Source organism: Daejeonella sp., from assembly GCF_044348475.1.
Classification (GTDB): Bacteria; Bacteroidota; Bacteroidia; order Sphingobacteriales; family Sphingobacteriaceae; genus Daejeonella.
The window spans coordinates 21,288-45,480 of sequence record NZ_JBIKSU010000009.1; the positions used below are offsets into that span (position 1 = coordinate 21,288).

The 24,193-nt window shown below is 37.6% G+C and carries 25 protein-coding genes; 9 read left to right on the forward strand and 16 right to left on the reverse strand.

Annotated features, from left to right (window positions below; translation table 11 throughout):
* Positions 1 to 71: 71 nt before the first annotated feature.
* Complete coding sequence (locus ACIQZ6_RS04040; RefSeq protein ID WP_395808446.1) at positions 72 to 878, forward strand: FkbM family methyltransferase; 807 nt, start codon at positions 72 to 74, stop codon at positions 876 to 878.
* 17 nt (positions 879 to 895) lie between these two features.
* Here the strand turns inward: ACIQZ6_RS04040 and ACIQZ6_RS04045 are convergent, their stop codons facing one another.
* The 4 genes from ACIQZ6_RS04045 to ACIQZ6_RS04060 are packed head-to-tail and all read right to left on the reverse strand — an operon-like array spanning position 896 to position 5,602.
* Positions 896 to 1,840, reverse strand: coding sequence for a glycosyltransferase family 2 protein (locus ACIQZ6_RS04045; protein WP_395808448.1), 945 nt, complete (start codon positions 1,838 to 1,840; stop codon positions 896 to 898).
* Between the two features lie 2 nt (positions 1,841 to 1,842).
* Positions 1,843 to 3,678, reverse strand: a complete 1,836-nt coding sequence (locus ACIQZ6_RS04050) for an ABC transporter ATP-binding protein (protein WP_395808450.1) — start codon at positions 3,676 to 3,678, stop codon at positions 1,843 to 1,845.
* 41 nt (positions 3,679 to 3,719) lie between these two features.
* Positions 3,720 to 4,727: a glycosyltransferase family 2 protein gene (locus ACIQZ6_RS04055; RefSeq protein ID WP_395808452.1), complete on the reverse strand. Its 1,008-nt coding sequence runs from the start codon at positions 4,725 to 4,727 to the stop codon at positions 3,720 to 3,722.
* Positions 4,724 to 5,602 carry a glycosyltransferase family 2 protein gene (locus ACIQZ6_RS04060; RefSeq protein WP_395808453.1) on the reverse strand — a complete coding sequence of 293 codons (879 nt, stop codon included), beginning with the start codon at positions 5,600 to 5,602 and terminating at the stop codon, positions 4,724 to 4,726. The genes ACIQZ6_RS04055 and ACIQZ6_RS04060 overlap by 4 nt, the downstream gene beginning before the upstream one ends.
* 168 nt (positions 5,603 to 5,770) lie before the next feature.
* Between ACIQZ6_RS04060 and meaB the strand changes: the two genes are divergently transcribed.
* A complete protein-coding gene (meaB, locus tag ACIQZ6_RS04065; RefSeq protein WP_395808455.1) occupies positions 5,771 to 6,673 on the forward strand; it encodes a methylmalonyl Co-A mutase-associated GTPase MeaB in 903 nt (300 codons plus the stop codon).
* Here the strand turns inward: meaB and ACIQZ6_RS04070 are convergent.
* On the reverse strand, positions 6,660 to 7,949 hold the full coding sequence (locus tag ACIQZ6_RS04070) for an aminopeptidase P family protein (protein WP_395808457.1): 1,290 nt from the start codon (positions 7,947 to 7,949) through the stop codon (positions 6,660 to 6,662). The genes meaB and ACIQZ6_RS04070 overlap by 14 nt on opposite strands.
* Before the next feature lie 161 nt (positions 7,950 to 8,110).
* On the opposite strand from ACIQZ6_RS04070, the gene ACIQZ6_RS04075 reads away from it, so the two are divergent.
* The 7 genes from ACIQZ6_RS04075 to ACIQZ6_RS04105 all read left to right on the forward strand — a co-directional run bounded on the left by ACIQZ6_RS04075 (position 8,111) and on the right by ACIQZ6_RS04105 (position 15,895).
* Positions 8,111 to 9,493, forward strand: coding sequence for an OmpA family protein (locus ACIQZ6_RS04075; RefSeq protein ID WP_395808459.1), 1,383 nt, complete (start codon positions 8,111 to 8,113; stop codon positions 9,491 to 9,493).
* A 79-nt stretch (positions 9,494 to 9,572) separates the two neighbouring features.
* The gene (locus ACIQZ6_RS04080; RefSeq protein WP_395808461.1) at positions 9,573 to 9,710 is read left to right on the forward strand and encodes a DUF6728 family protein; all 138 of its coding nucleotides are present in this window, start codon (positions 9,573 to 9,575) and stop codon (positions 9,708 to 9,710) included.
* A gap of 38 nt (positions 9,711 to 9,748) precedes the next feature.
* A complete protein-coding gene (locus ACIQZ6_RS04085) occupies positions 9,749 to 10,129 on the forward strand; it encodes a RidA family protein (protein WP_395808463.1) in 381 nt (126 codons plus the stop codon).
* A gap of 2 nt (positions 10,130 to 10,131) precedes the next feature.
* A complete protein-coding gene (locus ACIQZ6_RS04090) occupies positions 10,132 to 11,061 on the forward strand; it encodes an EamA family transporter (RefSeq protein WP_395808465.1) in 930 nt (309 codons plus the stop codon).
* A 5-nt stretch (positions 11,062 to 11,066) separates the two neighbouring features.
* Positions 11,067 to 13,172 (forward strand): ATP-dependent DNA helicase RecG, encoded by a 2,106-nt coding sequence (gene recG / locus ACIQZ6_RS04095; RefSeq protein WP_395808467.1) that lies wholly within the window; start codon positions 11,067 to 11,069, stop codon positions 13,170 to 13,172.
* 36 nt (positions 13,173 to 13,208) lie between these two features.
* Entirely contained in the window at positions 13,209 to 14,588 is a 1,380-nt protein-coding gene (locus tag ACIQZ6_RS04100; RefSeq protein ID WP_395808469.1) for a M20/M25/M40 family metallo-hydrolase, read from the forward strand.
* Between the two features lie 32 nt (positions 14,589 to 14,620).
* Positions 14,621 to 15,895: an MFS transporter gene (locus ACIQZ6_RS04105; RefSeq protein WP_395808471.1), complete on the forward strand. Its 1,275-nt coding sequence runs from the start codon at positions 14,621 to 14,623 to the stop codon at positions 15,893 to 15,895.
* On the opposite strand, the gene ACIQZ6_RS04110 is transcribed toward ACIQZ6_RS04105, so the two are convergent.
* The 11 genes from ACIQZ6_RS04110 to ACIQZ6_RS04160 form a co-directional block, all read right to left on the reverse strand.
* Entirely contained in the window at positions 15,892 to 16,104 is a 213-nt protein-coding gene (locus ACIQZ6_RS04110; protein WP_395808473.1) for a PLDc N-terminal domain-containing protein, read from the reverse strand. The genes ACIQZ6_RS04105 and ACIQZ6_RS04110 overlap by 4 nt on opposite strands.
* On the reverse strand, positions 16,101 to 16,328 hold the full coding sequence (locus tag ACIQZ6_RS04115; protein ID WP_395808475.1) for a PLDc N-terminal domain-containing protein: 228 nt from the start codon (positions 16,326 to 16,328) through the stop codon (positions 16,101 to 16,103). Before ACIQZ6_RS04115 ends, ACIQZ6_RS04110 begins: the two co-directional genes overlap by 4 nt.
* Positions 16,329 to 16,357: 29 nt before the next feature.
* Positions 16,358 to 18,106, reverse strand: coding sequence for an ABC transporter ATP-binding protein (locus tag ACIQZ6_RS04120; protein ID WP_395808477.1), 1,749 nt, complete (start codon positions 18,104 to 18,106; stop codon positions 16,358 to 16,360).
* Positions 18,107 to 18,182: 76 nt separating this feature from the next.
* A complete protein-coding gene (gene frr, locus ACIQZ6_RS04125) occupies positions 18,183 to 18,746 on the reverse strand; it encodes a ribosome recycling factor (protein ID WP_395808479.1) in 564 nt (187 codons plus the stop codon).
* Positions 18,747 to 18,825: 79 nt separating this feature from the next.
* A complete protein-coding gene (pyrH, locus tag ACIQZ6_RS04130; protein ID WP_395808481.1) occupies positions 18,826 to 19,533 on the reverse strand; it encodes a UMP kinase in 708 nt (235 codons plus the stop codon).
* Positions 19,534 to 19,566: 33 nt separating this feature from the next.
* Positions 19,567 to 20,676 carry an N-acetylglucosamine-6-phosphate deacetylase gene (gene nagA, locus ACIQZ6_RS04135; RefSeq protein ID WP_395808483.1) on the reverse strand — a complete coding sequence of 370 codons (1,110 nt, stop codon included), beginning with the start codon at positions 20,674 to 20,676 and terminating at the stop codon, positions 19,567 to 19,569.
* A 57-nt stretch (positions 20,677 to 20,733) separates the two neighbouring features.
* Complete coding sequence (gene tsf / locus ACIQZ6_RS04140; RefSeq protein WP_395808485.1) at positions 20,734 to 21,573, reverse strand: translation elongation factor Ts; 840 nt, start codon at positions 21,571 to 21,573, stop codon at positions 20,734 to 20,736.
* Positions 21,574 to 21,736: 163 nt separating this feature from the next.
* The gene (gene rpsB, locus ACIQZ6_RS04145) at positions 21,737 to 22,594 is read right to left on the reverse strand and encodes a 30S ribosomal protein S2 (protein WP_395808487.1); all 858 of its coding nucleotides are present in this window, start codon (positions 22,592 to 22,594) and stop codon (positions 21,737 to 21,739) included.
* Positions 22,595 to 22,612: 18 nt separating this feature from the next.
* Entirely contained in the window at positions 22,613 to 22,999 is a 387-nt protein-coding gene (gene rpsI, locus ACIQZ6_RS04150; RefSeq protein WP_090702659.1) for a 30S ribosomal protein S9, read from the reverse strand.
* A gap of 9 nt (positions 23,000 to 23,008) precedes the next feature.
* On the reverse strand, positions 23,009 to 23,452 hold the full coding sequence (gene rplM / locus ACIQZ6_RS04155; protein ID WP_306551826.1) for a 50S ribosomal protein L13: 444 nt from the start codon (positions 23,450 to 23,452) through the stop codon (positions 23,009 to 23,011).
* Between the two features lie 225 nt (positions 23,453 to 23,677).
* A complete protein-coding gene (locus ACIQZ6_RS04160) occupies positions 23,678 to 24,136 on the reverse strand; it encodes a PH domain-containing protein (RefSeq protein WP_395808490.1) in 459 nt (152 codons plus the stop codon).
* Between the last annotated feature and the right edge of the window lie 57 nt (positions 24,137 to 24,193).

Here is a 24,193-nt window from a genome sequence, read left to right on the forward strand (position 1 = left end):
AATTAAAAGCGATCTTTTGATCGCTTTTTTTGTTTTAATCATATTTTTGGAATCAATTTATTCTATCATTCGTGGGTTTAAGAAAAGAATACAGAAGGCTTAAGAGAAGAATTATTTCTAGGTTTTTTGCGGGTGATATCAAACTCGAATTAGGCCGTGTTGCTGATTTCAAACATTTTACGGTGGGCTATGCGCATGTGTTTGATAAGCCTTTTAAATTTCACCACGGGCCAAGTTTTGCTGAGTCGTATATCGAAATTTTTGAAACAGAAATTTATCGTTTTCAACCCACTCCTGGTTCAGCAGTCATTCTTGATTGCGGCGCCAATATGGGGCTAAGTGTTTTGTATTTTTCTCTAAATTATCCTGATCATCAAGTTATTGCATTTGAGCCGGATGCTGAGATATTTGCAATTTTGGAGGAGAATGTTAAAACATTCGCATTAAAGAATGTGACCCTTTATCAGAAGGCTGTATGGACTAAAACAGAAACGCTATCCTTTTATACTGATGGAGGAATGGGAGGGCGCATAGGCAATGAATATGCTGATCAGAAGCCTAAAATTATAGAGGCAGTACCACTTTTAGACTTCCTGACCGATGAGGTTGATTTTCTGAAAATCGATATTGAAGGTGCTGAGGATACCGTATTGAAATACTGTGGCAAGAGTTTACAGAATGCCGATCATATCTTTTTTGAATATCATAACAATGTGAATTCAAAGCAAACTCTTCATGAGCTTCTTGCACTGGTTGAAAGTCTTGGATTCCATTATTATATAAAAGAATCAGCTACAAGAAAAAGCCCATTTGTAGACACTAGGCTGATCTGTGAAAGTTTTGATATGGCGATCAATGTTTTTTGCTATAAAGTATAAAGAGAAGAAAGTCTGAATTAGTCTGAAAAAATACTCCTCATTTTTCCACCCCATAGCTCTTTCAGGGCAAAATTTAATTTACTGAATAAACTCTTTTTATTGATGCTGAAGAGTATAGAACGGTTAGCATGGATCATTCGAGCCAGTCCGAAAGAAAAATAAACGGTCTTATTTTTCATGAATTCAGCATATAAATTTTGAATGAATTGAGGATCTTTATTTTTTGGATATTCTGCACAAGATTTCAACCATCGCATTTTTTTGTCATATTTCATTGATGCACTGAGCTGATTTCTAGTTGCATTATCACGCTTTCGTTTTAAAATATTCGTATCTGCGGTGTGATGTTGCCGGTATTTGACAAGGGGTTCATCAATGCAGTCAATAGTGCCCAGATTAGTGGCCACGTATCCCATCCACCAATCATGAAAATAAGCATTCGGGAATGGCAATAATTCATCTCGTAGCTCCTTTTTCATTAATACGGAGTGTCCAGAAATGCAATTAAAAAACAAAAATGACTCTGGCTGATCTCCACGGTATAAATTCATTATATCAGACATTTTTTTATTTAATAATTGTCCATCCTGGTCAACGAATTCAGAATCATGGTAAACCATTAAATGATTACCAATTGCATTAACCTGTTTGTCAATCTTATGCAAATCCCAGATATCATCCTGATCTGATAAAGCAATGAACTCACCGTTGCAAAGTTTTAGTGCTTTTTCAAAATTTTTGATATACCCTAGATTTTCTGGATTGACAAAAACTTTGATGAATGGGTAATTAGCTTCATATTCTTTCAGAATGCTTAGGGTATTGTCTGAGGAACAATCGTCAACCGCAATAAGTTCAAGTGGCGAGTAGCTTTGATTAACAATTGATTCTAACTGCTCTCGCAGATAGGCTTCGCCATTATATGTACATAAAGCTATGGAAATCAGTGCTTTATGATTCATTTTTAATCGTTAAATGTTTGCATTTCGATTAATTTTTTGTAGAGGCCGTCGGCTAAAATCAGTTCATTGTGGTTACCCTGTTCTTGAATTTTACCGTTTTCTAAAACAACGATCTGATCGGCTTCCTGAATGGTACTTAAGCGATGGGCAATTACAATAGAAGTGCGGTTTTGCATTAATTTTTTGAGTGCTCCCTGAACTAATTTTTCTGATTCGGTATCCAGAGCTGAAGTAGCTTCATCAAGCAACAGAATAGGCGGATTTGCAAGCACTGCTCTGGCAATGCAAATTCGTTGTTTTTGTCCGCCAGATAATTTCATCCCTTTATCCCCAATATTGGTTTGATAAGCATCAGAGGTTTTAACAATGAACTCATGTGCATTTGCAATTTTAGCTGCTTCAACTACCTCCTCTTGTGTAAAAGATCTTCCAAATGCAATATTATTGTAAATGGTATCATTGAAAAGTATAGATTCCTGATTTACAATGCCCATGAGCGCTCTTACATCGTGCATACTTATCTCTTTGATACTAATATCATCCAGGCAAATTTCACCTTCAGAAGGATCCATAAATCTTGGAAGGAGATCCATGAGTGTGGTTTTCCCTCCACCCGAAGGGCCAACCAAGGCAACTGTACTTCCCTTTCGAATTTCAAAATTGATTCCTTTCAATACTTCTTTATCTCCATAAGCGAAAGAGACATTTTTTAACTGGATACATTCATTGAATGAAGTTTTTGAAATTGGATTTGGTTTATCAGTGATATTTTCTGGGGCATCTAGTAATTGGAAAACACGCTCGCCAGCAGAGATGCCTTGGGAGATATTCCCAAAAGCTTCTGAAATAGCCTTTGCCGGAATAATTATTTGTGAAAATATGATGATATAGCCAATAAATTCAGCTCCCCTTAGATCCGACCCCTCTTGAAGTATTAGCGTGCCTCCGTAATAGAGGAGTGCAGCCACAGTAATTACCCCCATCATTTCAGAAACCGGAACAGCCAGTAGAAGCCGCCTAGCCAGTCGCCTATGGATCTTGCTTGTCCACATATTAATGGCATTGAATTTTTCCTGGATATACTTTTCAGCATTAAACGATTTGATAATTTTAACCCCATTAAGGCCCTCATCAATACTGGAAACCAATAATCCTAGAGATTCCTGGGCTGCAGCGGCATGCTTCTTAAGTCGTTTTACGATTGTTGAAATGAGCAGACCAGAAACTGGAATTAAGATCAGTGCAAAAAATGTCAGTTTGGCAGAAATGGTAAATAGTACTGCAAAGTTCAGAATAATGGCAATAGGCTCACGTAGAATAACTTGTATGGAGCGGATGATAGAGTCTTGAATAGTGACAACATCGGTCATGAATCTTGAGATCAGATCTCCTTTGCGTTGGCTGCTAAAATACTGGATATCGATATCCGTTAGTTTTTTAAAAATACTGCTTCGAATTCGGGTTACAATCATTAACCTGAAATTTTCAATAACCCTAGCCGAAATATATTTAAATAGGTTACTCAAAATTACAGAAATGACTATGGCAATACTGACCATTTTCAATGCTCCAACTTTGCCCGAACTGTTGATTACGCTTTGAAAATAGAAATAGAATAAGTCTTTAAAATAGCTCAAACTAAAATCGAATGTAGGTACCACAGTTAGTTTTTGGGCTCCTATTTTACCAGATTGGTTGAATAATAGCTCAAATACAGGGATAAGTAGCGTGAAATTGAGCAGTCCAAAGATGACACCTAATACCGAGGCAATAAAAAATGGAACGGCAAATCGCTGAACCGGTGATGCAAAAGAGAAAAGTCGGAAAAAGGTTTTCATAAATTAATTTGTCCTGTAAAGTTAATCATTTTGAAGCAGGTCTAATTTCTACCCTGAATGATTGTTTGCCCCTCTAGCATCTTGTCAATTTTATTGATCACCTCATCAATGCTTGCTGAGCCTTGATGCTGGGTCATTAATTGGTTCATCTTTTTACGGGAATGCACCAGGTGCTTTAAATTGTTAAAAAACATTCCGAAACTTTTATAGAAATAAAATTTTAACCCAAGCCACATGAAAAGAAAATCAATAAAGGTTATTTGCATCAACCAAAAAATTAATCTGGTTCTACTCAAATGTATGGCATGTACATACAATCTGTTTCGAAAATATATGGCTTTAACCCAGTTTTGAGTACGATAATTTTTGGTAGTTGATGAATGATCGTGAATGCAATAAGATTTTGGGTCATAATAACATTTCCAGCCTAAGCGCCATGCCTTTAGCCCCAAATCAAAATCTTCGCAATAAAAAGGCGAAAAGATTTCATCAAAACCTCCTATTTCTTTTAATTTTTTGGCGTCTATTAAAGCATTTGCGCCTGATAAATAAGCGGTTGGAGTAAGAAAGTTCTCATCCTCAACGTAAAAAAAATCATTGGCTTTGATTTTAAATCCGGAGTATCTTAAAAACCGTGCAGTATCTTGGGTTTCAGCATTTTTGGCTTCAATTATTTTACTCATTACACCAAACGTATCCGGAAGTTCAAAATATTTAAATTGAGTTTCAAAATAGTTGTTGTTGAGCTCAATGTCGGTGTTTAAAAGTAAAATTAAATCTTTTTCGGCTACCGCTATTCCTTTGTTGCAGGTGGCTGAAAAGCCCTGATTTTGGTCGCTAATAATCAAGCGTATAGTTGGATAGCTTTGTTTTAGAAAGTCCACAGAACTATCTGTTGAACAATCATCGATTATAATAATTTCAAAATCTGTGTTAGCACTATTTAAGGCATCTAAAACTGAAGATAGATTTCGTTCCAACAGGTGTCTGCCATTATAATTTGGTATAACTACAGATATACTTTTTCTAGAAGTGGACGCTTTTTTCATTGAACAATTTTGTAGTTTTTATATTCTCCAATTCTCCATTGCCATACATCTTCTATTTTTTGTAATATTCGGCGTCTCAGGCTCATTTTCTTTTTCAGAAGTGTTGGGTCGGCCTGAAACTTCCAATTGCTAACTTCAATTCGCTTTTGCATAACAAGCGGATGAGTATCTTCAAATCTGATCAAGCGATCAGCGTTGCCATAATCAAATTGCTGATTTTCAGGAAGATGTTCCTGAATCCAGGAGTCTTCATGATAAAATTTATTAAAATTACGAACCTTGTTTCCCAGACCTGCAGGAGGCTGAACCCATCCATAATGATAAATATAGGCATCTATGGGTTTAACCTTTATTTTCCTGTCATTTTTTCTAAAACCTTGAGCATCCCGGTAGGAATGAACCCCTGGGTCAAATTTTAAAACTCTGACCTCGTTTCTATACCAACGTCTTGAAGAAGCTATGAAATCGTAAGAGCCATAAAAATGTAGGTATTTAAATAAAAGACCTTCCACATTTTTATTACCCAAATTTTCTTCCATTGCCTTTTTTATTACAGGAAGATAATTTTCATGGACGCATTCATCTCCTTGGATATAAAAAGCCCAATCGGTATCCTTTGAAATAGCAGCATATGCTTTATCAGTTTCCTGAGCGAATGTTTTTCCACCTTCTCGTATGCTTTCATCCCAAATGGTATGAATGATTTTTATTTTTGGAGAGGCGATACTTTCAATGAGTTCCTGTGTATTGTCTTCAGAGTTGCCAAGGGCTATTACAAACTCATCACATATGGGTAAAATAGAAAGAATTGCCTGTACAACAGGGTAGTCATTTTTAACGGCATTACGAATGAATGAAAAACCTGTAACTTTCATTTAATGAGATGTTAGATATGAGATGTTAGATATGAGATATGAGATATGAGATATGAGATTTGAGATATGAGATATGAGATATGAGATATGAGATATTATAATTTAGATACGCAAAGTTAATAAAAACCCAAACTTTGTAATATGGAATAAAAACACCTTTTTTGTATCATGCAGTTACCCCTAATCAAAAATCCAATTCAGCTTGGTGACTTTAAAAAATTAGCCAGAGATTTGACTTTGGTTGAGAATGATTTGGCAGGTTCTGAAGATTTACTCAAAGAGCTTGGGCCATCAGATACCCCTGTTATAGGTATTACCGGGCCTCCGGGAGCAGGCAAAAGCACCTTAGTAAACGCCATGATAAATAATCTAAGCGCTCAGGGTAAATCCATTGCTGTTTTGGCTATTGATCCAACATCTCCTTTTAACTTAGGCTCTTTGCTTGGCGATCGCGTTAGGATGTCTGAACAGTTTAATAAGCCTAACGTGTATATCCGTTCTCTTGCAACTCGTGGATCATTGGGGGGCTTATCAGGAAAGACAATTGAGATGACTGATATACTTAAATCATCGGGGTTTGATTATATCTTGGTTGAAACGGTTGGTGTGGGGCAATCGGAAGTAGAGATTGCTGGCCTGGCAGACATTAGTGTGGTGGTATTGGTGCCAGAGTCTGGCGATGAAATTCAGAGCATGAAATCGGGATTGATGGAAATTGCCGATATTTTTGTGGTAAATAAGTCGGATCGTGAGGGTGCTGAGGCATTTGCCAATAATCTAAAGAAACTTGTACATCAACGAACAGAGATTATCCCGGTTATCAATACCATTGCCGAAAAGTCAACAGGTATTGAAGAGCTCATGCAGGTAATCAAAGATCAGCCCTTTAAGAATAACAGCCGTCGTACTTTTCTACTTGCCGAAAAGGCATGGAAGCTTATTCAGCATGAAAAAATGAAAAATATCAGCAGAATAAAGCTTCACGAGGAAATTAGTATTGCTTCAGTTGACCCTTCATTTAATTTATACCGTTTTATTGATAAGATTCTCGGTAGTATTAAGCATTCATAATTTCTTCAATTTCTTCAGCCTCAATTGGAATATTGGCCATCAAATCGATATTGCCATCTCTAGTTAGTAGAATATCATTCTCTAGACGAATTCCTAATCCCTCATTCTGAATATAAATCCCTGGTTCGCAAGTCAAGATATTGCCTTCTTCAAATGGCTTGTACCTACTTGCAAAATCATGTACATCCAATCCAAGGTGATGTGAGGTGCCATGCATAAAAAACTTTTTATACAGAGGCATTTTGTGGTCTTGTTTTGCAATATCATGCTTATCAAGCAATCCAAGTTTAATCAGTTCAGACTCAACCACTTTTCCAACTTCAGTATGATATTCATTCCAGATGGTTCCTGGTAAAAGCATTTTTCGGGCTTCTTTCATAATGTGAAGAACTGAATGATAAACATCTTTCTGTCTTTTAGTGAAACGGCCATTTACTGGAACTGAGCGACTGAGGTCAGCATTGTAATTCGCATATTCAGCACCAAAGTCGAATAGTATCACATCGCCATCCTTACATATCTGGTTATTATCATTATAATGAAGAATATTGGCATTTTTACCTGAGGCAATGATGGGATTATAGGCATGCCCGGTTGCACCCTGACGTATGAATTCATGGATTATCTCTGCTTCAATCTCATATTCAGCAATTCCAGGTTTAATAACTTTAAGTATGCGGTTAAAGGCATCCCTAGTAATGTCGCATGCCTTTTGCGTTAACTCAATTTCAATATCCGATTTTACTGGTCTGAGGTCGCGTAAAATTGGTGCAGCGCGTTCATAGCGATGCAAGGGATAGAGATTTTTTAACTTTTCAATGAAACGGATATCGCGGTAAGGTACCTGATGTGCGTACCTATCATTCTCATTGGTGTTTAAAAAAATGAGTTCCGCATAGTTAATAATGGAGGGTAATATATTCCAGAATTCATCCAGCCAATAGATATTTTCTATTCCTGAAACCTTTTTTGCCTCCTGAATAGTCAGTTTATGGCCTTCCCATACGGCGATATGTTCACTTGTTTGTCTTAAAAATAGTACTTCTTTGTATTGTGGATTAGGGCAATCAGGAAATAAAATTAAAATACTTTGCTCCTGATCTATCCCACTTAAATAGAAAAGATCAGGATTTTGTTTGAATGTAAAAGATTGATCACCACTTCTTGGAAATTCGTCATTTGATTGAAATATAGCTATAGATCCATTAGAAAGCCGTTTTTTGAAATTTTCTCGGTTTAATTTAAATAGCTGATTATTTATGATTGGATATTTCATAGGTGTAATAGGTGAGTATTGACCGGATTAAAATAGTTTATCCTATTAAATTTGTTAACAAAATTACTAGAACTGTATTTGATTATTTGCACAAGTCAAATTTATGACTATTTTTGTGTAAATTACACTGATGAAATTTGTTAACCTTTAAATTAACTATTATGAAGAATTCTACAATTAAGAAGGCCCTTGTGTTTTCATTAGTAGCATTACTGGCCCTTGGAGAGGTTTCTCTGGCACAGACTGCTGCGAGCTCTTCGGCCAAAGTTTTTGGTGGAAGAGGACAGTATAGAACCTGGAATTTAGGTGTCAATGCTGGAGTATTAGAACCTCTTGTTAAAATTGGCGGTACTAATGATTTTACTAACTGGAGCCCATCTTTAGGATATGGTTTTACAGTAAGAAAGCAATTAGGTCATGCATTTGGTCTTGAGTTAGGATTCCTAAGTGGAAGACTTACCTATGATAATGATGGTGCAACTATCAACTTAGGTTCTGGTCCACGTACTGACGGAGTTACTCAAATCAGTTCTGCTGTAAGTATTATGGCAGTTACTAATGTAGCTACTGTTGATTTCCTTAAAAGAGAAAATGCAATAAACTTTACCGTTAAAGCTGGTTTTGGACAAGCTGCATATCACTGGGTTGAAATCAATCCTAATGCAACTCCAGCTAAAGGTACTTATGGTCCGAATCGTGATCGCAACAATATCAGAAACGAATACGTTCCTGTTGGTGTTGGTGTAAAGTTCAAGGTTTCTGAACGTGTTAACTTTGATTTAGGTTACACAATGAACTTCCTTGATGCTGATGATCTTGATGGTACCAAAGGAAAAGGTTTCACAAAAGATAAATGGTCATATAAATCAGCTGGTTTAGAATTCTCTTTAGGTTCAACAGCTAAGCCAAACTTAGATTGGGTTAATCCTTTAGCTTTGATGTATGATGAATTGAAAGATATTACATTACGTCAAGAAGTTGAAGCATTAAAAGGTCGTGTTTCTGCACTAGAAGCTGCTGATTTGTTAAAAGATTCTGACGGTGACGGTGTTGCTGACAAATTAGACAAATGCCCTAACACTGAGGCTGGAATTAAAGTTGATGGTTCTGGTTGTCCATTAGATGTTGATGCTGACGGTATTCCTGATTCAAAAGATGCATGTCCTACTGTTAAAGGTACTGCTGCTCTTAACGGATGTCCTGAGTTTGTAGGTGGTTCTGCAATTGCAATCCAGTTCGAATTCAATTCTTCAGTTTTGAAAACTAATGCTTACCCAATTTTAGATAAATTATCTTCTGATTTAAAAGCTAATTCTTCTAGTATTGTTCAATTAGATGGTCATGCTTCTGCTGAAGGAACTGACGAATACAACATGTCTTTATCAAGAGACAGAGCTAACTCAGTAAAAACTTACTTAGTTAATGCTGGAATTGCTGCAGGTAGAATTGCTACAAGTGCATACGGTGAAAGCCGTCCACTTGCTTCAAACTCTACTGAAGCAGGACGTACTCAAAATCGTCGTGTTGAATTCAAACAACAATAAACAATATTGTATATAAGCAAATTGTAAAAAAGAGTCCCGATTAATCGGGACTCTTTTTTTTTTTAATAATTTTGGCATTATGTATTTTTTTAGAAAGAACGATCCTAGCAGACCAAAGAATTTTAATCTGAAGATCATGCACATCATCAATACTACTGCAATAATTATGTTCTTAGCTGGTATTATTTACAAGCTGCTTGAATGGTATGTCTTTTGATTTTTTTAAAACTCTTTTGATCATACTAAACTAGATTTATGAAATCCATCATCTTTACAGAAAAAGCACCGGCTCCTATCGGCCCGTATAGCCAGGCTGTGCAAACTGGAAATATGCTTTTTATTTCTGGGCAAATCCCAATTGACCCTGAAACTAATCAGCTCATAAGCGGCACTATCAAAGATGAAGCAGAACAGGTTATGCAAAATCTTGGCGCGCTATTGCAGAAAGCTGGTTTCTCATTCGAGAATGTGGTTAAAACCACCATTTTTTTAAGTGAAATGAATCATTTTGGCGATGTTAATGAAGTTTATGGATCTTATTTTAAATCTGATTATCCGGCCAGAGAAACTGTAGCTGTGCTTGGTTTACCTAAAAATGTAAATGTTGAGATCTCTTTAATTGCTGTCAAAGCCTGAACTTGAAAGAGGGTATACTTAAATATTTTATTGCTGCATTTTCTGCGGTAGTAGTTTGGGGTTTTTTCTCAATCCCTCTGCGAATGCTCCAGGATTATCCATCTGAACAAATTTTATATTATCGCATTTTTACTTCCCTTTTATTGACCTGGTTATATATTTTTCTTTTCAGAAAAAACCAGATCAAATTAGATATTGAATACATTCAAAAGGAAGAGATATATAGTGTTAAGAAGCTCATTTGGCTTAGCCTGCTTGCCGGATTATTAATAACTGGAAATTGGTTCACTTACATTTACGTGGTGAACAATGTAAGTCTTAAATCTGCAGCATTCGCATACATGGTCTGTCCTTTGATCACGGCATTAGGTGGTTTCTTGATTCTGAAAGAGAAGCTTTCTACATTGAAGCTGGTTGCTTTGGGATTTGCATCGGTAAGCATTGTAATCCTGGCCCAGGGTTCTTTAAAAGATGTATTATGGTCTGTATTGGTAGCTGCACTTTACAGCTTCTATTTGATTATACAAAGAGTAATGGTTCGAATCGACAAGTTCAATATGCTTGGCTTACATCTTCTTATTGCAGCACTATTGATGCTTCCTTTTTTTCTATCTGATTTTGAATTTTTGCCCTCTGATCCTAAATTCTGGATAACTATCGTAGTAATTTCTGTTTTCTTTACAATTATTCCACTTTTTTTAAGCCTTTATGCTCTAATAGGTATGCCTTCATCCACCCTAGGTATTATCATTTATATAAATCCTATTGTTGCTTTTGCAGTCGCATTTTTCTATTTTCACGAAGAAATCAGCATGGTTCAAGTATATTCATATCTGATCTTGTTGGTAGCGGTCATAGTCTTTAACTGGGCTACGATTAAAGAAATTTTATTTAAAACGCCGGCCAATAAAACGCCGGTCATTATCCCTTAAGCGGATTGGCAGAACAGATTTTTACAACCCCTATTGAGTATTTAAAAGGAATAGGTTCGCAGCGTGCTGAGATCCTTAAGAAAGACCTTGAAATATTTTCTTATGCTGATCTTCTGCAACATTATCCGTTCCGCTACATTGATCGTACGCGTTTCTATAAGATTAGAGAGCTTAATCCGGATCTGCCTGCTATACAGATTCTTGGACGTATTGTTTCAAAAGAAATTATTGGTGATAAGCATGTAAAAAGGCTTGTTGCTCGTTTTAAAGATGATACGGGCAGTATGGAATTGGTATGGTTCCAAAGTATTCGCTGGATTGATAAAATTATTCAGCCTGGTGCAGTTTTTATTGTTTTTGGGAAGCCAACACTTTTTAACGGGCATTTTTCTATTTCTCACCCAGAGTTGGAAGTATATCAGCCAAATGTAGTGAGCCAAGGTAACTTAACGCTACAGCCAGTATATAGTTCTACCGAGAAACTCAAGCAGTTTAATCTGGATAGTAAAGGAATTCAGCGTGCTCAGGCCGCACTTATCGATCAGGTGATTAGGCAGGTTGAAGAAACTCTTCCTGTATATATCATGCAAAAGCATGAACTAATTAGTAGGCAGAAAGCGCTGTATACAATCCATTTTCCGGAGCATGTACAAGCACTTAGAGAGGCTCAGAAACGACTTAAATTTGAAGAGCTTTTTTTTATACAACTAAAGCTTCTCAGAACCAAAGTATTACGGTCGCAAAAATTCAAAGGTTCAGTTTTTAATAATGTTGGCGATAATTTCAACACCTTCTATTCAGAAAAATTACCTTTTGAACTAACTGTGGCTCAGAAGCGTGTGATCAAAGAAATTAGGCAGGATACTCAACGTGGGGTTCAAATGAACCGCTTGCTTCAGGGGGATGTTGGTAGCGGGAAAACTGTGGTTGCCTTGATGATCATGCTACTGGCTATTGATAATGGATTTCAGGCTTGTATCATGGCCCCAACAGAAATTCTGGCACAACAGCATTATTTTTCTATTAAAAGCCTTCTAGGAGACGGTTTTATAAGTGTTGAATTACTTACAGGCTCTACACCAAAAAAGGCAAGGCGTGGGCTGCATGAGCGTCTGGAGAGTGGCCAATTGAATATACTAGTTGGCACACATGCGTTAATAGAAGATGCGGTACAATTTCAGAACCTTGGGCTTGTGGTTATTGATGAACAACATCGGTTTGGGGTAGAACAACGGGCGCGTTTATGGAGAAAGAATGTTATTCCTCCGCATGTTTTAGTAATGACGGCAACCCCAATTCCACGTACGCTGGCCATGACACTATACGGCGATTTAGATATTTCAGTGATCGATGAGCTTCCTGCAGGAAGAAAACCCATAAAAACGGTTCACTTATATCATAGTCAGCGGTTAAGGATGTTTGGTTTCATGCGCGAAGAAATAGCTAAAGGCCGACAGGTTTATATTGTGTATCCCTTGATTAAGGAAAGTGAAAAACTTGATCTTTTATATCTTGAAGCTGGTATTGAAGCAATATCCATTGAGTTTCCTCTGCCTGAATATCGAATCAGTATTGTACATGGTAAATTGGCAGCAAAAGATAAAGCTGCTGAAATGCAGCGTTTTGTAAAGGGTGAAACCCAGATCATGGTAGCCACAACAGTGATTGAAGTAGGAGTTAATGTTCCAAATGCGAGCGTCATGATCATTGAAAACGCAGAGCGGTTTGGAATTTCGCAATTGCACCAGTTAAGAGGCAGAGTTGGCCGTGGAGCTGAGCAATCTTTTTGCATATTAATGTCGGGTATGAAGCTTAGCTCTGATGCAAAAATTCGATTGGACACAATGGTTCGTACCAATGACGGATTCGAGATCGCTGAAATTGATCTTCAGCTTCGTGGACCTGGAAATATCGAAGGAACACAGCAGAGTGGCGTTCTTGATCTTAAATTAGCTGACCTTGCTATCGATCAGCAATTATTGGCAGAGGCCAGAAAAACTGTTATTCATATCCTTGACAATGATCCTGAATTGATGAATGAAGATAATCGTATTCTAAGACAGTATTTTGAGACAAAATCAGGTGGCATAAGCTGGGATAAGATATCCTGAACAAATTGATTTTTAAAAACAATCTAATTAAAAAAAATGAAATTCTATAAGATTATGTTACCCGCGCTGTTTATCGGAGCATCATTATTTGCTCAGAATACAGATTCTATCCAAATCCGTAAAATCTATGATGAGGCTTTGTCTAATGGGCATGCCTATAAAAATTTGGAGTACCTCTGCAAAAAGATTGGACCCAGGCTTAGCGGCTCAGCGAATGCACAAAAGTCTGTTGAATGGACTAAAAAGTTGATGGAAGACTATGGTTTTGACAAGGTTTACCTCCAAGAATTGATGGTGCCTGTTTGGGAGCGTGGTGAAAAAGAAGTAGCCTATATTATTGAAGGTAAAACAAAAATACGTGTACCTATTGCAGCTCTTGGCGGTTCAATTGCTAGTCAGGCACAAGGTATTACCGCCCCAATCTTAGAGGTTCAAAATTTCGAAGAGTTAAAAGCCTTAGGTGAGCAGGTTGTTAAAGGTAAGATCATATTTTTCAATCGTCCTTTTGATCCTAAATTGTTCAATACATTCAGTGCATATGGTGGTGCTGTTGATCAGCGTGGTCAGGGGGCAATTGAGGCAGCAAAATTAGGAGCTGTAGCAGTGATTGTTCGTTCCATGTCTAGCATCGTTGATGATTTTCCTCACACTGGCGGAATGCGCTATCAGGAAGGGGTTACAAAAATTCCTGCCGCAGCAATCAGTACAAAAGCCGCTAACTTATTGAGTCAGAAATTAAAACTCAAGAAACTACCAGTCATTCAATTTTATTTTAAGCAAAGCTGCCGAACCCTGCCTGATGCGGTTTCCTACAATGTAATTGGTGAGATTCGTGGTACTGAAAAACCTGATGGAATCATTACTGTTGGCGGTCATCTCGATTCATGGGATCTTGCTGAAGGAGCTCATGATGATGGAACCGGAGTTATGCAGTCTGTAGAGGTTTTAAGAATATTCAAATCGCTGAAAATCAAGCCAAAGCACACAATCAGGGCTGTGATGTTCATGAATGAAGAAAATGGCTTACGCGGAGGAATGAAATATGCCGAGATAGCAAAGCAAAATAATGAGATGCATGTTGCTGCTGTGGAATCGGATGAAGGAGGATTTACTCCCCGCGGATTTAGTGTAGAAAATGCCCCTCAGGCTTTAAAGCATTTTTCTAAATGGAAGCCACTTCTTGCTCCATACCGTTTAAATGATTTAGACGCAGGTGGCAGTGGCGCTGATATTGGTCCGTTGAGAGTCATTCCCGGAGTAGTTCTTATTGGTTTTAGACCAGATTCACAGCGATACTTTGATATTCATCATTCTAGCAATGATGTGTTTGAAAATGTGAATAAACGTGAATTGGAGCTTGGAGCAGCATCCATGGCTTCACTGATCTATCTTATTGATCAATATGGTACTAAATAGGTAGATTTCAGCAATTAATTGGATAGCTCCGAATGGGTGATTTAAAGTCAGAAGCAATTAAAACTGATCCGTATATAGCGATGCGCTTTCCGGAGTTCCGCTCGTACATTGCGATGCGGTTTCTCTTCACCTTTGCTTATCAGGTTCAGGCAGTTGTGATAGGCTGGCATATTTATCAGCTAACCAAAGATCCTTTATCATTGGGCCTGATTGGTCTGGCTGAAGCCATTCCTTCTATAATGGTTACTCTTTATGGGGGCTATATTGCCGATAAATCAGACAAGAAAAAACTTCTGATTTGGATCATTGGCTCTATGCTGTGCTGTTCGGCGGTACTTACCGTGGTAACTACTGATCATGTATTGAGCTTAATTGGACAAACGCCGGTGATCATCATCATTTATGTAATGATATTTTTTATTGGTATTACGCGTGGATTTTATTCGCCAACAGCCTTTGCATTAATGGCACAGATTATTCCAAAAGAGCATTATGCAAACTCGTCTACTTGGAATAGTGGTAGCTGGCAAACAGCGTCGATCATGGGCCCTGCAGTTGGAGGCCTGCTGTATGCTTTCAGTGGAATAACAGCTTGTTTTGTTGTAATCGTTACATTTCTTGCCCTTGCTCTTGGATGCATCATATTTTTCGTTAAAAATTATCCCGCTTATTTTGTACCTAAGGAAAACATTTTTAAAAGCCTGTCAGAAGGTATTCAATTTGTTTTTAAAAGTAGAATGATTCTTGGGGCATTAAGTCTTGACATGTTTTCGGTATTTTTTGGTGGCGCGGTAGCGCTGATGCCAATTTTTGCGCATGATATTTTGAAGGTAGGTGCTGAGGGGCTTGGCTTTATGCGTGCAGCACCAGCACTTGGGGCGGTGATCACCATGTTTATTTTGGCAAAATATCCACCAATGAATAAACCCTGGAGAAATCTTTTGCTAGCGGTTGCAGGATTTGGAATTTCGATCATTTGCTTCGGGCTTTCCCGAAATTTTTATCTCACGCTTTTGTGTTTATTTTTTGAGGGTGCCTTTGATAGTGTCAGCGTGATTATTCGTTCTACCATTTTACAGATACTCACACCAGAAGAGATGCGTGGAAGAGTATCAGCAGTGAATGGAATCTTTATCAATTCTTCTAATGAAATTGGGGCATTTGAGTCGGGAGCTACCGCAAGGCTGATGGGAACTATACCCTCGGTCATTTTTGGAGGAAGCATGACTATAATGATCGTTATTTTTACCTATTTCAAAACCAAAAGACTTGTCCCATTAAGCTTAAAACAGATAAACAGTCATTAAATTTGTTTATTTCTTCCGCCTACAAGGTAGATTATTGACCCCAGAAATGGTGCAATCAGGATGACGATCAACCACAATAACTTCGTGTTTGTTGGCAAATTGCTTCTGAGTAGATCCATCAGGGTATACACAATCAAAACAAACCAAACGATACCCATAAGGAAGCGCAACAAGCCCCCGATAAATAGAATTATTATTAATATACTCATATTGCTTTTTGTTTACGGCCCCAGAAAAGATAGACAATGGCTCCCAAATATGGGGCTATCAGAATAAACAGTATCCAGAGAAATTTCTGTGTGGTGCTCAGGTCTTTTGATCTTACAGTATCAAATATCGCAAATGGAATGATCAGAAAAAGTGCAATGACTGCAAAAGCAATCATGACGGTTTCCCATAGCCCAATGTTAATATTTAGTAATGTGCAAATCATCGCTATTAAATTTAATTAAAAATTTACACTTAAACTGATAATTTCTCACCTATCTGCTGACGCCACATGGCAAAATACAATCCTTTTTCGGCAAGTAATTCATCATGTTTACCTGCTTCGATAATTTTGCCTTTTTCAAGAACAAAGATCTTATCAGCATGCATAATAGTTGAAAGCCGGTGTGCAATCAGTATGGTTATATGATCACTAATTACAGAAACATCACGGATAGTTTCTGTAATCTCCTCTTCTGTTAATGAGTCAAGTGAAGATGTTGCTTCATCAAATACCAAAATGTTGGGATTCCGAAGCAATGCTCTGGCTATAGATAGGCGTTGTTTTTCTCCACCTGATACTTTAACTCCACCTTCTCCAATAATCGTATCTAGACCCTTATCTGCTCGTGAAAGTAGATTCTGGCAGGCTGCTTTTTGTAAAACGAGCATACAATCTTCATCGCTTGCATTTGGCCGTACAAATAGCAGATTTTCACGAATGCTTCCTGAAAATAACTGAGTGTCCTGAGTTACAAATCCAATTTTTTCACGTAGTTCATTTAGGTCGATATGGGTAGATGATACCTCATTGTAAAGTACCTGCCCGCTGTCTGGATTATAAAGACCAACAAGAAGTTTGACCAAGGTGGTTTTTCCCGATCCGGAAGGCCCAACAAATGCGATTGTTTGACCTTTTTCAGTTTCAAAGGAGATATTTTCGAGTGCATTCCGGTTTGACGACTGATGTTTGAAGCTTACAGTATCAAATTTTAGTTTGGTAATTCGGCCTAAAATGGTTGGCTTTTCTGGTTTTTTCTCTTTCGGTGTATTTAATATTCCTTTGAAGTTATCCAGTGATACTTCAGTTTCACGATAGATATTGATAATATTTCCAAGCTCTTGTAGGGGTCCGAAAATAAAGAAGGAATAAATAAACAGAGAGAAAAATTCTCCTACGCTGATCCGCCCTGCAAATATCAGGTAAAGCATTAGCAGCAGGATCATGTTACGAAGCAGGTTAACTAAAGTGCCTTGTATGAAACTCAAACTCCGTACATATTTTACTTTTTTAAGTTCTAGTTTTAAGATCTTATCTGTTGTGTTGTTGAGTCGTTTGATTTCCTGACTTGATAGCCCGAGACTTTTTACAAGCTCAATGTTGCGTAGCGATTCGGTTGTTGAACCAGCAAGTATGGTGGTTTCACTTACTATTGCTTTCTGAACAACCTTGATTTTTTTACTTAAAACTGAACTAATTATCCCAAGAACAGGGATAACAGAGATATAAACTACAGCGATTGACCAATGGATATTGATTGCATAAATAAATACAAAGGTTACACCAACTAATGATGTAAACACAATATTAATGAGTGCGGTTATTAGTTTTTCACTATCAGTCCTTACTTTTTGTAGAATACCTAAGGTTTCGCCGCTTCGCTGATCTTCAAATACTGAATAAGGTAATTCAAGAGAATGTGCCAGGCCATCAGAATAGATTTTGGCTCCTAGTCGTTGTGTGATCACATTTACGTAATAGTCCTGAAAATTTTTCGCGATTCGAGAAACCATTGCAACACCCATTGCTGCTAGAATTAACAAACCTGCACCCTTAAAAAATTCTTCTGTTGTATATTCTTGGTAACGTGTTACATAGGTGTCTATGATTTTGCGAAAGATCCATGGATCAAGTAAAGAGAAGACCTGGTTTACTGCAGCAAGTAGGAGTGCCAGGAAGATCAAGCTTTTATAATTTTTTAAATACTCTAATAATAGTTTCATGCTTTAATTTTTTCAGTAAAAAAGAAAGGGAACAAGCTAAATTCCTATTCCCTTTCTTTTTTTAAGTATATGAAGATTAGACCGTCATCACATCTTTCTCTTTGGCCTCCATCAGGCGGTCAATTCGAACGATAAAGCTATCTGTTAATTTTTGAACTTCAGCTTCGCCAGTTTTGATTTCATCGTCAGAAATACCTTCAGATTTTGAACGCTTGATCTTTTCATTCGCATCTTTACGGATATTACGTACTGCAATTCGTCCTTTTTCTGCTTCTTCTTTAACTTTTTTTACCAAGTCTTTACGACGTTCTTCAGTAAGGGGCGGAACATTCAAACGAATCACTATCCCATCATTCTGTGGGTTGAGGCCTATATTTGCCTCCATAATGGCTCTTTCAATTGAAATTAACATAGTTTTTTCCCAAGGCTGCACCACGAGTGTGCGGGCATCAGGAGTATTCACAGTTCCAATCTGATTGAGTGCTGTTGGTGTGCCGTAATAATCTACAAATATTCCGTCTAGCATTGTAGGCATTGCTTTTCCGGCACGGATCTTTATTAGTTCATTATCACAAAACTCAATGGCTTTTTCCATATGAGCTTTTGCATCATCCAGTTGTTTCTTAATTAGCTCGTTCATAATATATCTGTTCGATCTGTAAAATTAATTAAATTCCTGTTATTCTAAGGTATTTAAGCTTTACCCAACCCTTGATTTCTTATCCTTTTACTAAAGTACCGATTGGTTCACCATCTACCAGACGCATTAAATTACCTGGTTTATTCATATCAAATACAATGATTGGAAGGTTATTTTCCTGACACAGGGTGAATGCCGTCATATCCATAACATTTAGGTTCTTTTTGTAAACTTCGTCAAATGTTATTTCGTCGTATCTTGTTGCATTCGCATCTTTTAATGGGTCTGCGGTATAAATTCCATCTACGCGCGTGCCTTTCATTACTACATCGGCATTGATCTCTACTGCTCTCAAAGAGGCAGCAGTATCTGTAGTAAAATATGGATTACCAGTACCCGCACCGAAAATAACGATTCTGCCTTTTTCAAGATGTCGAACTGCTCGGCGGCGGATGAAGGGCTCACAAATCTGCTCCATTTTTATAGCAGTTAGTAAACGCGTTTTGACACCGGTTTTCTCTAGTGCATCCTGCAATGCCATACTATTGATTACTGTGGCTAGCATCCCCATGTAATCTGCCTGTACACGATCCATACCTGCTTTTTCTGCACTTAATCCGCGGTAAATATTACCACCACCAATTACCAGTGCGATCTCTATTCCTTTAGCGTGAACGGCCTGAATATCTTTGGCATACTGTGCAACACGATCAATATCGATTCCGTACTGCTTTTCGCCCATTAATGCTTCGCCGCTTAATTTTAACAGGATACGTTTGAACTTCATGAGGAGATTTTTTTTTAAAGTTATTAAAATATTTTAGTTCAGTTTGCCTGAAATATAGGTGCTATGATGTTTAATATTTTTATCAAAAACAATAATGTCGGCTTTACAACCAGCTTTCAGCAGTCCGCGAGTACTATCTTTTATTAATTGTGCCGGGTAGGTGGAGCCCATTCTTAAGGCCTCATCCAATGAAATATTCACTTTTTCTACACAGTTTTCTATAGCCTTTAGCATGGTAAGGCATGATCCTGATAATGTTCCGTCTGGCATTGTATATCGGTTGCCAGTAAATTGATGTTGATAAGCACCTTCATTACTTGTAGTTACTGCATCTGTAATTAGAAATAATTTTGCACCTAACTCACGTTTAGCCAGTTCGATCATTGGAAAACTCACATGAACTCCATCGGCTACGATACTGGTAAATGGTTTCAATTTAAAAATTGCCGGGATAAGTCCTGGTTCACGATGATGAATGGGTGGCATGGCATTGTAAAGATGAGTAGCTGCCTGCACCGGATTATTTAAAAAGGAAAGTGCTTCTTCATAACTGGCATTACTATGTCCTGCAGATATAATGATATTGTTAAAGTGGAGGTAATCAATTAATTCCTGATCTTGGAGCTCTGGGGCGATGGTTATCATTTTTAATTCACCTTCTGCTCGTTCTACCCAGCTTTTAATCTCTGAAAGAGTTCCTTTTTTGATATATTTTTCTGGATGTGCACCTTTTCTTTTTTCGTTTAGGTAGGGTCCTTCTAGGTGTAAGCCCAAAAAATTACCCTTAGCTTTTTTGCGGTATGCCTTTGCAGTATCAATTGCTTTGATGACCACTTCATCACTATTGGTTGCTGCTGTGGCATAAAATCCGGTTGTGCCTTGATCAAGAAGGTCATTTTCTAATTGTTCCAAACCTTCTTCATCTGGTAAAGCGCCAAATAATTTTCCTCCGCTGCCATAAATCTGAAGATCTATTAAACCAGGAGCAATAGATAGTCCGTGAAGATCGGTGATTTGGTAATCTGAAGGTATTTCTGATTGGTCAGTGATTGAGAATATCAGGCCGTCCTGAATTAGGATAGATTTATTCTCTAATTTTTCTTCCCCGGTAAAAATAATAGCGTTTATTAAAGCAACTTTCATGGCGCAGGAATTTTCAGACAAAAAAAATCCTCTCCGTTTTGGAGAGGATTTAAAATATTAAGCTCCTAACTGAACCCGCTTGAATGCAGAAACGGTGAGGCCTTTTTCTACATCATTTAAAAACTGTGCAACAGTTTTAGAAGAGTCTTTAACAAACTCCTGATTTAGTAAAGTAGAATCTTTATAGAATTTATTAAGCTTACCTGCAGCGATCTTTTCAACCATTTCTTCAGGTTTGCCCTCTGCGCGGATTACATCTTTAGCAATTTCAAGTTCTCTTTCGATAGTTTTTGAGTCAACATCGCCTTTATCGATAGCAACTGGGTTCATTGCAGCAATCTGCATCGCTACATCTTTACCCACTTCATCAGCGCTAGCTGGATTAGAGCTTAATGCTACTAATACGCCTAAGCGAAAATTTCCATGGATATAAGCGATAACTTTTTCACCTGTCACATTCTCAAATTTAGAAACACCAACTTTTTCTCCAATTTTTCCAATTTGTGAAATGATGGTATCAGCTAACTTTTCGCCATTGAGATCAAGCTCAAGTAGTTGTTCTAATGAAGAAGGGTTTTTCTCAATTGCCAAGTCTGCAATGCTGTTTGCGAATGCAACGAAATCAGCATTTTTTGCAACGAAGTCGGTTTCGCAATTGAATTCAACAACCACACCACGTTTTCCGTCGGCTGTTGTTTTTGCGATAACTACTCCTTCATTTGATTCACGATCTTGACGGCTTGCAGCAACTTTTGCACCTTTTTTACGAAGGTTATCAATTGCAGCTTCAAAATCACCGTTTGCTTCGGTCAATGCTTTTTTGCAATCCATCATACCGGCTCCGGTTTGCTGGCGTAATTTATTTACATCTGCGGCAGTAATTTGTACTGTAGACATGTTATTTTTCTTTTAATCCTTTGAATCCCCGCCTTGGGCGGGGATTTAAAGGGATATTATTAAAATTAATTTGATAGTTGATAAGGTAAAATCTGTTATCGATTGAGGATTTTATCCTTGTTCAATGTAGATTTTGCCTTGGTAATTGCGATTAATTCAGCAATTATTCTTCGTCTTTTGCTTCTGGTTCAGCTACTACTGCAACACCTTCTGATCCTGTAGCCTTACGGGTACGTTTTCCTGGAGTAGCCGTTTCGTCTTTTGCTTCACCTGCAGTATCTGATTTTGCTTTAGCAACTGCAGCTTCTTTGTCAGCTTCTTCTTCTTTTTCACGCTTGCGCTCGTCTAATCCTTCGTGGATAGCTTTCATGATAACATCTGTGATCAATGTGATTGATTTAGTTGCATCATCGTTCGCCGGGATAGGGAAGTCGATATTTGACGGATCAGAGTTAGTATCTACCATTGCAAAAGTAGGGATGTTTAATTTCATCGCTTCAGCCACAGAGATATGTTCTTTCTTTACGTCAATTATGAATAATGCTGCAGGCAAACGGTTCAAATCAGCGATACCTCCAAGAAGTGCCTCTAATTTGATACGCTCACGCTGTATCATTAATTTTTCTTTCTTTGATAATACATCAAAAGTTCCGTCTTTAGTCATCTTATCGATGTTTGACATCTTTTTGATTGACTTACGAACAGTTGCAAAATTAGTTAACATTCCACCTAACCAACGTTCGGTTACGTAAGGCATGTTTACAGAACGAGCTTGCTCAGCAACAATATCCTTAGCTTGTTTCTTTGTAGAAACAAATAAGATTTTGCGACCTGATTTTACGATCTGTTTGATCGCAGCAGCAGCTTCTTCTAATTTTGTTAATGTTTTGTTTAAGTCTATAATGTGGATGCCATTACGCTCCATGAAAATGTACGGTGCCATTTTCGGATCCCATTTGCGGGTAAGGTGACCAAAATGTACACCTGCATCCAATAAATCTTGATATGTTGTTCTTGCCATTGTCTGATCCTCCTGAGATTAACGTTTACTAAATTGAAATTTCTTACGGGCTTTCTTACGACCTGGTTTCTTACGCTCAACCATACGGTCATCGCGGGTCATAATACCTTTAGCTCTCAATGCAGGTTTTTTCTCTGGATCTAGCTCTACAATAGCCTTGGCAATTGCTAAACGAACGGCTTCAGCCTGTCCTTTAACACCACCGCCAGCAACGTTTACAATCACGTCAAATTTTCCTGTTGATTCAGAAACTTCGGTTGATTGCATTACGATGTATTGTAATGGCAATGTTGGAAAATACTCCTTGTAATCTTTACCGTTTACGGTAACCTTGCCGCTTCCATCTGTTAGATAAATGCGTGCAACTGCTGTTTTTCTTCTTCCTGAAGTGTTTGTAGTTGACATTTCTCTTAATTACGGTTTAATGGTTTGAGGATTTTGTGCTGCATGCGGATGTTCAGTACCTGCATAAACAAACAGGTTTTTGTACAATGCACGGCCCAAACTGTTTTTAGGTAACATTCCACGTATAGCCTTCTCTACCACGCGGGTAGGATGCTTTGCCATTAACTCCTTTGGAGAAATGAATTTCTGACCGCCAGGATAACCTGTATAAGAAACATATTGCTTGTTGGCAAATTTGTTTCCTGTCAGTTTTACTTTGTCTGCATTGATAACGATTACATTATCTCCGCAGTCTACGTGTGGGGTGAACGATGGCTTGTTTTTTCCTCTGATGATCATTGCGATCTTAGAAGACAAGCGCCCCAAAATCTCGCCCTGAGCGTCAACAACTACCCATTCTTTGTTGGCGGTCGCTTTATTGGCAGAGACAGTTTTGTAACTTAACGTATTCACTTGCTTTAATTTAAATTATGTATTATTTATTAAATGCCCTAAAAATAGGGATTGCAAAGATACGAGAATTTGATTAATTGGCAAGGGGTATTTCGATTTTTTTTGATAGCTCTCGTTTATTAATGCTTGAAAGCCAGCATCGATTTTTATAAAATACCAATTAGCAAAAAAATGGTCTTTATCAGTGGAAGGAAACTAGTAGTTTTTTTGATACTTATATTTAGGCTAAAATCCATTAAATTCTTTAGCGAAGGCTTCTGCTTCATCTGGGCTAATAAGAATCTTTTTGCTATCCTTTTTTATAATTAATACCGGCTTATCTCTACGGGTTACATACCAGGTCATAGCACCTAATTGAAAATTGGCGAATTTTCCGTACCAACCAAATAGTCCGCCAACTCCAAAGGTCCTAATGGTTCCTGAAAGTGTAGCTTTTTCAATTAATTCCAAACTTTTAATATCATTCCTGTTAATGCGAACACTTTTGATTAGCCTGCGTATAATTAGCTCATCTTGAGTAATCTCATAGCTAAGAGGTTTTAAAAGCAAGCATATTAAATAGATGAGTATTAAAAATATGGCAAGAGGTAGGCTAAAATTAAAGACGATCAGAGCTCCAAAAATCAGGGTTACCAAACTGGTAATTAGGATTGCAGTTTTGTCGAGTGAGGCTTTGTAAATCATATGAACAGCTAATTTTAGTATAATATACCATAAAGTATAGAATTTACCTGTTTTTTA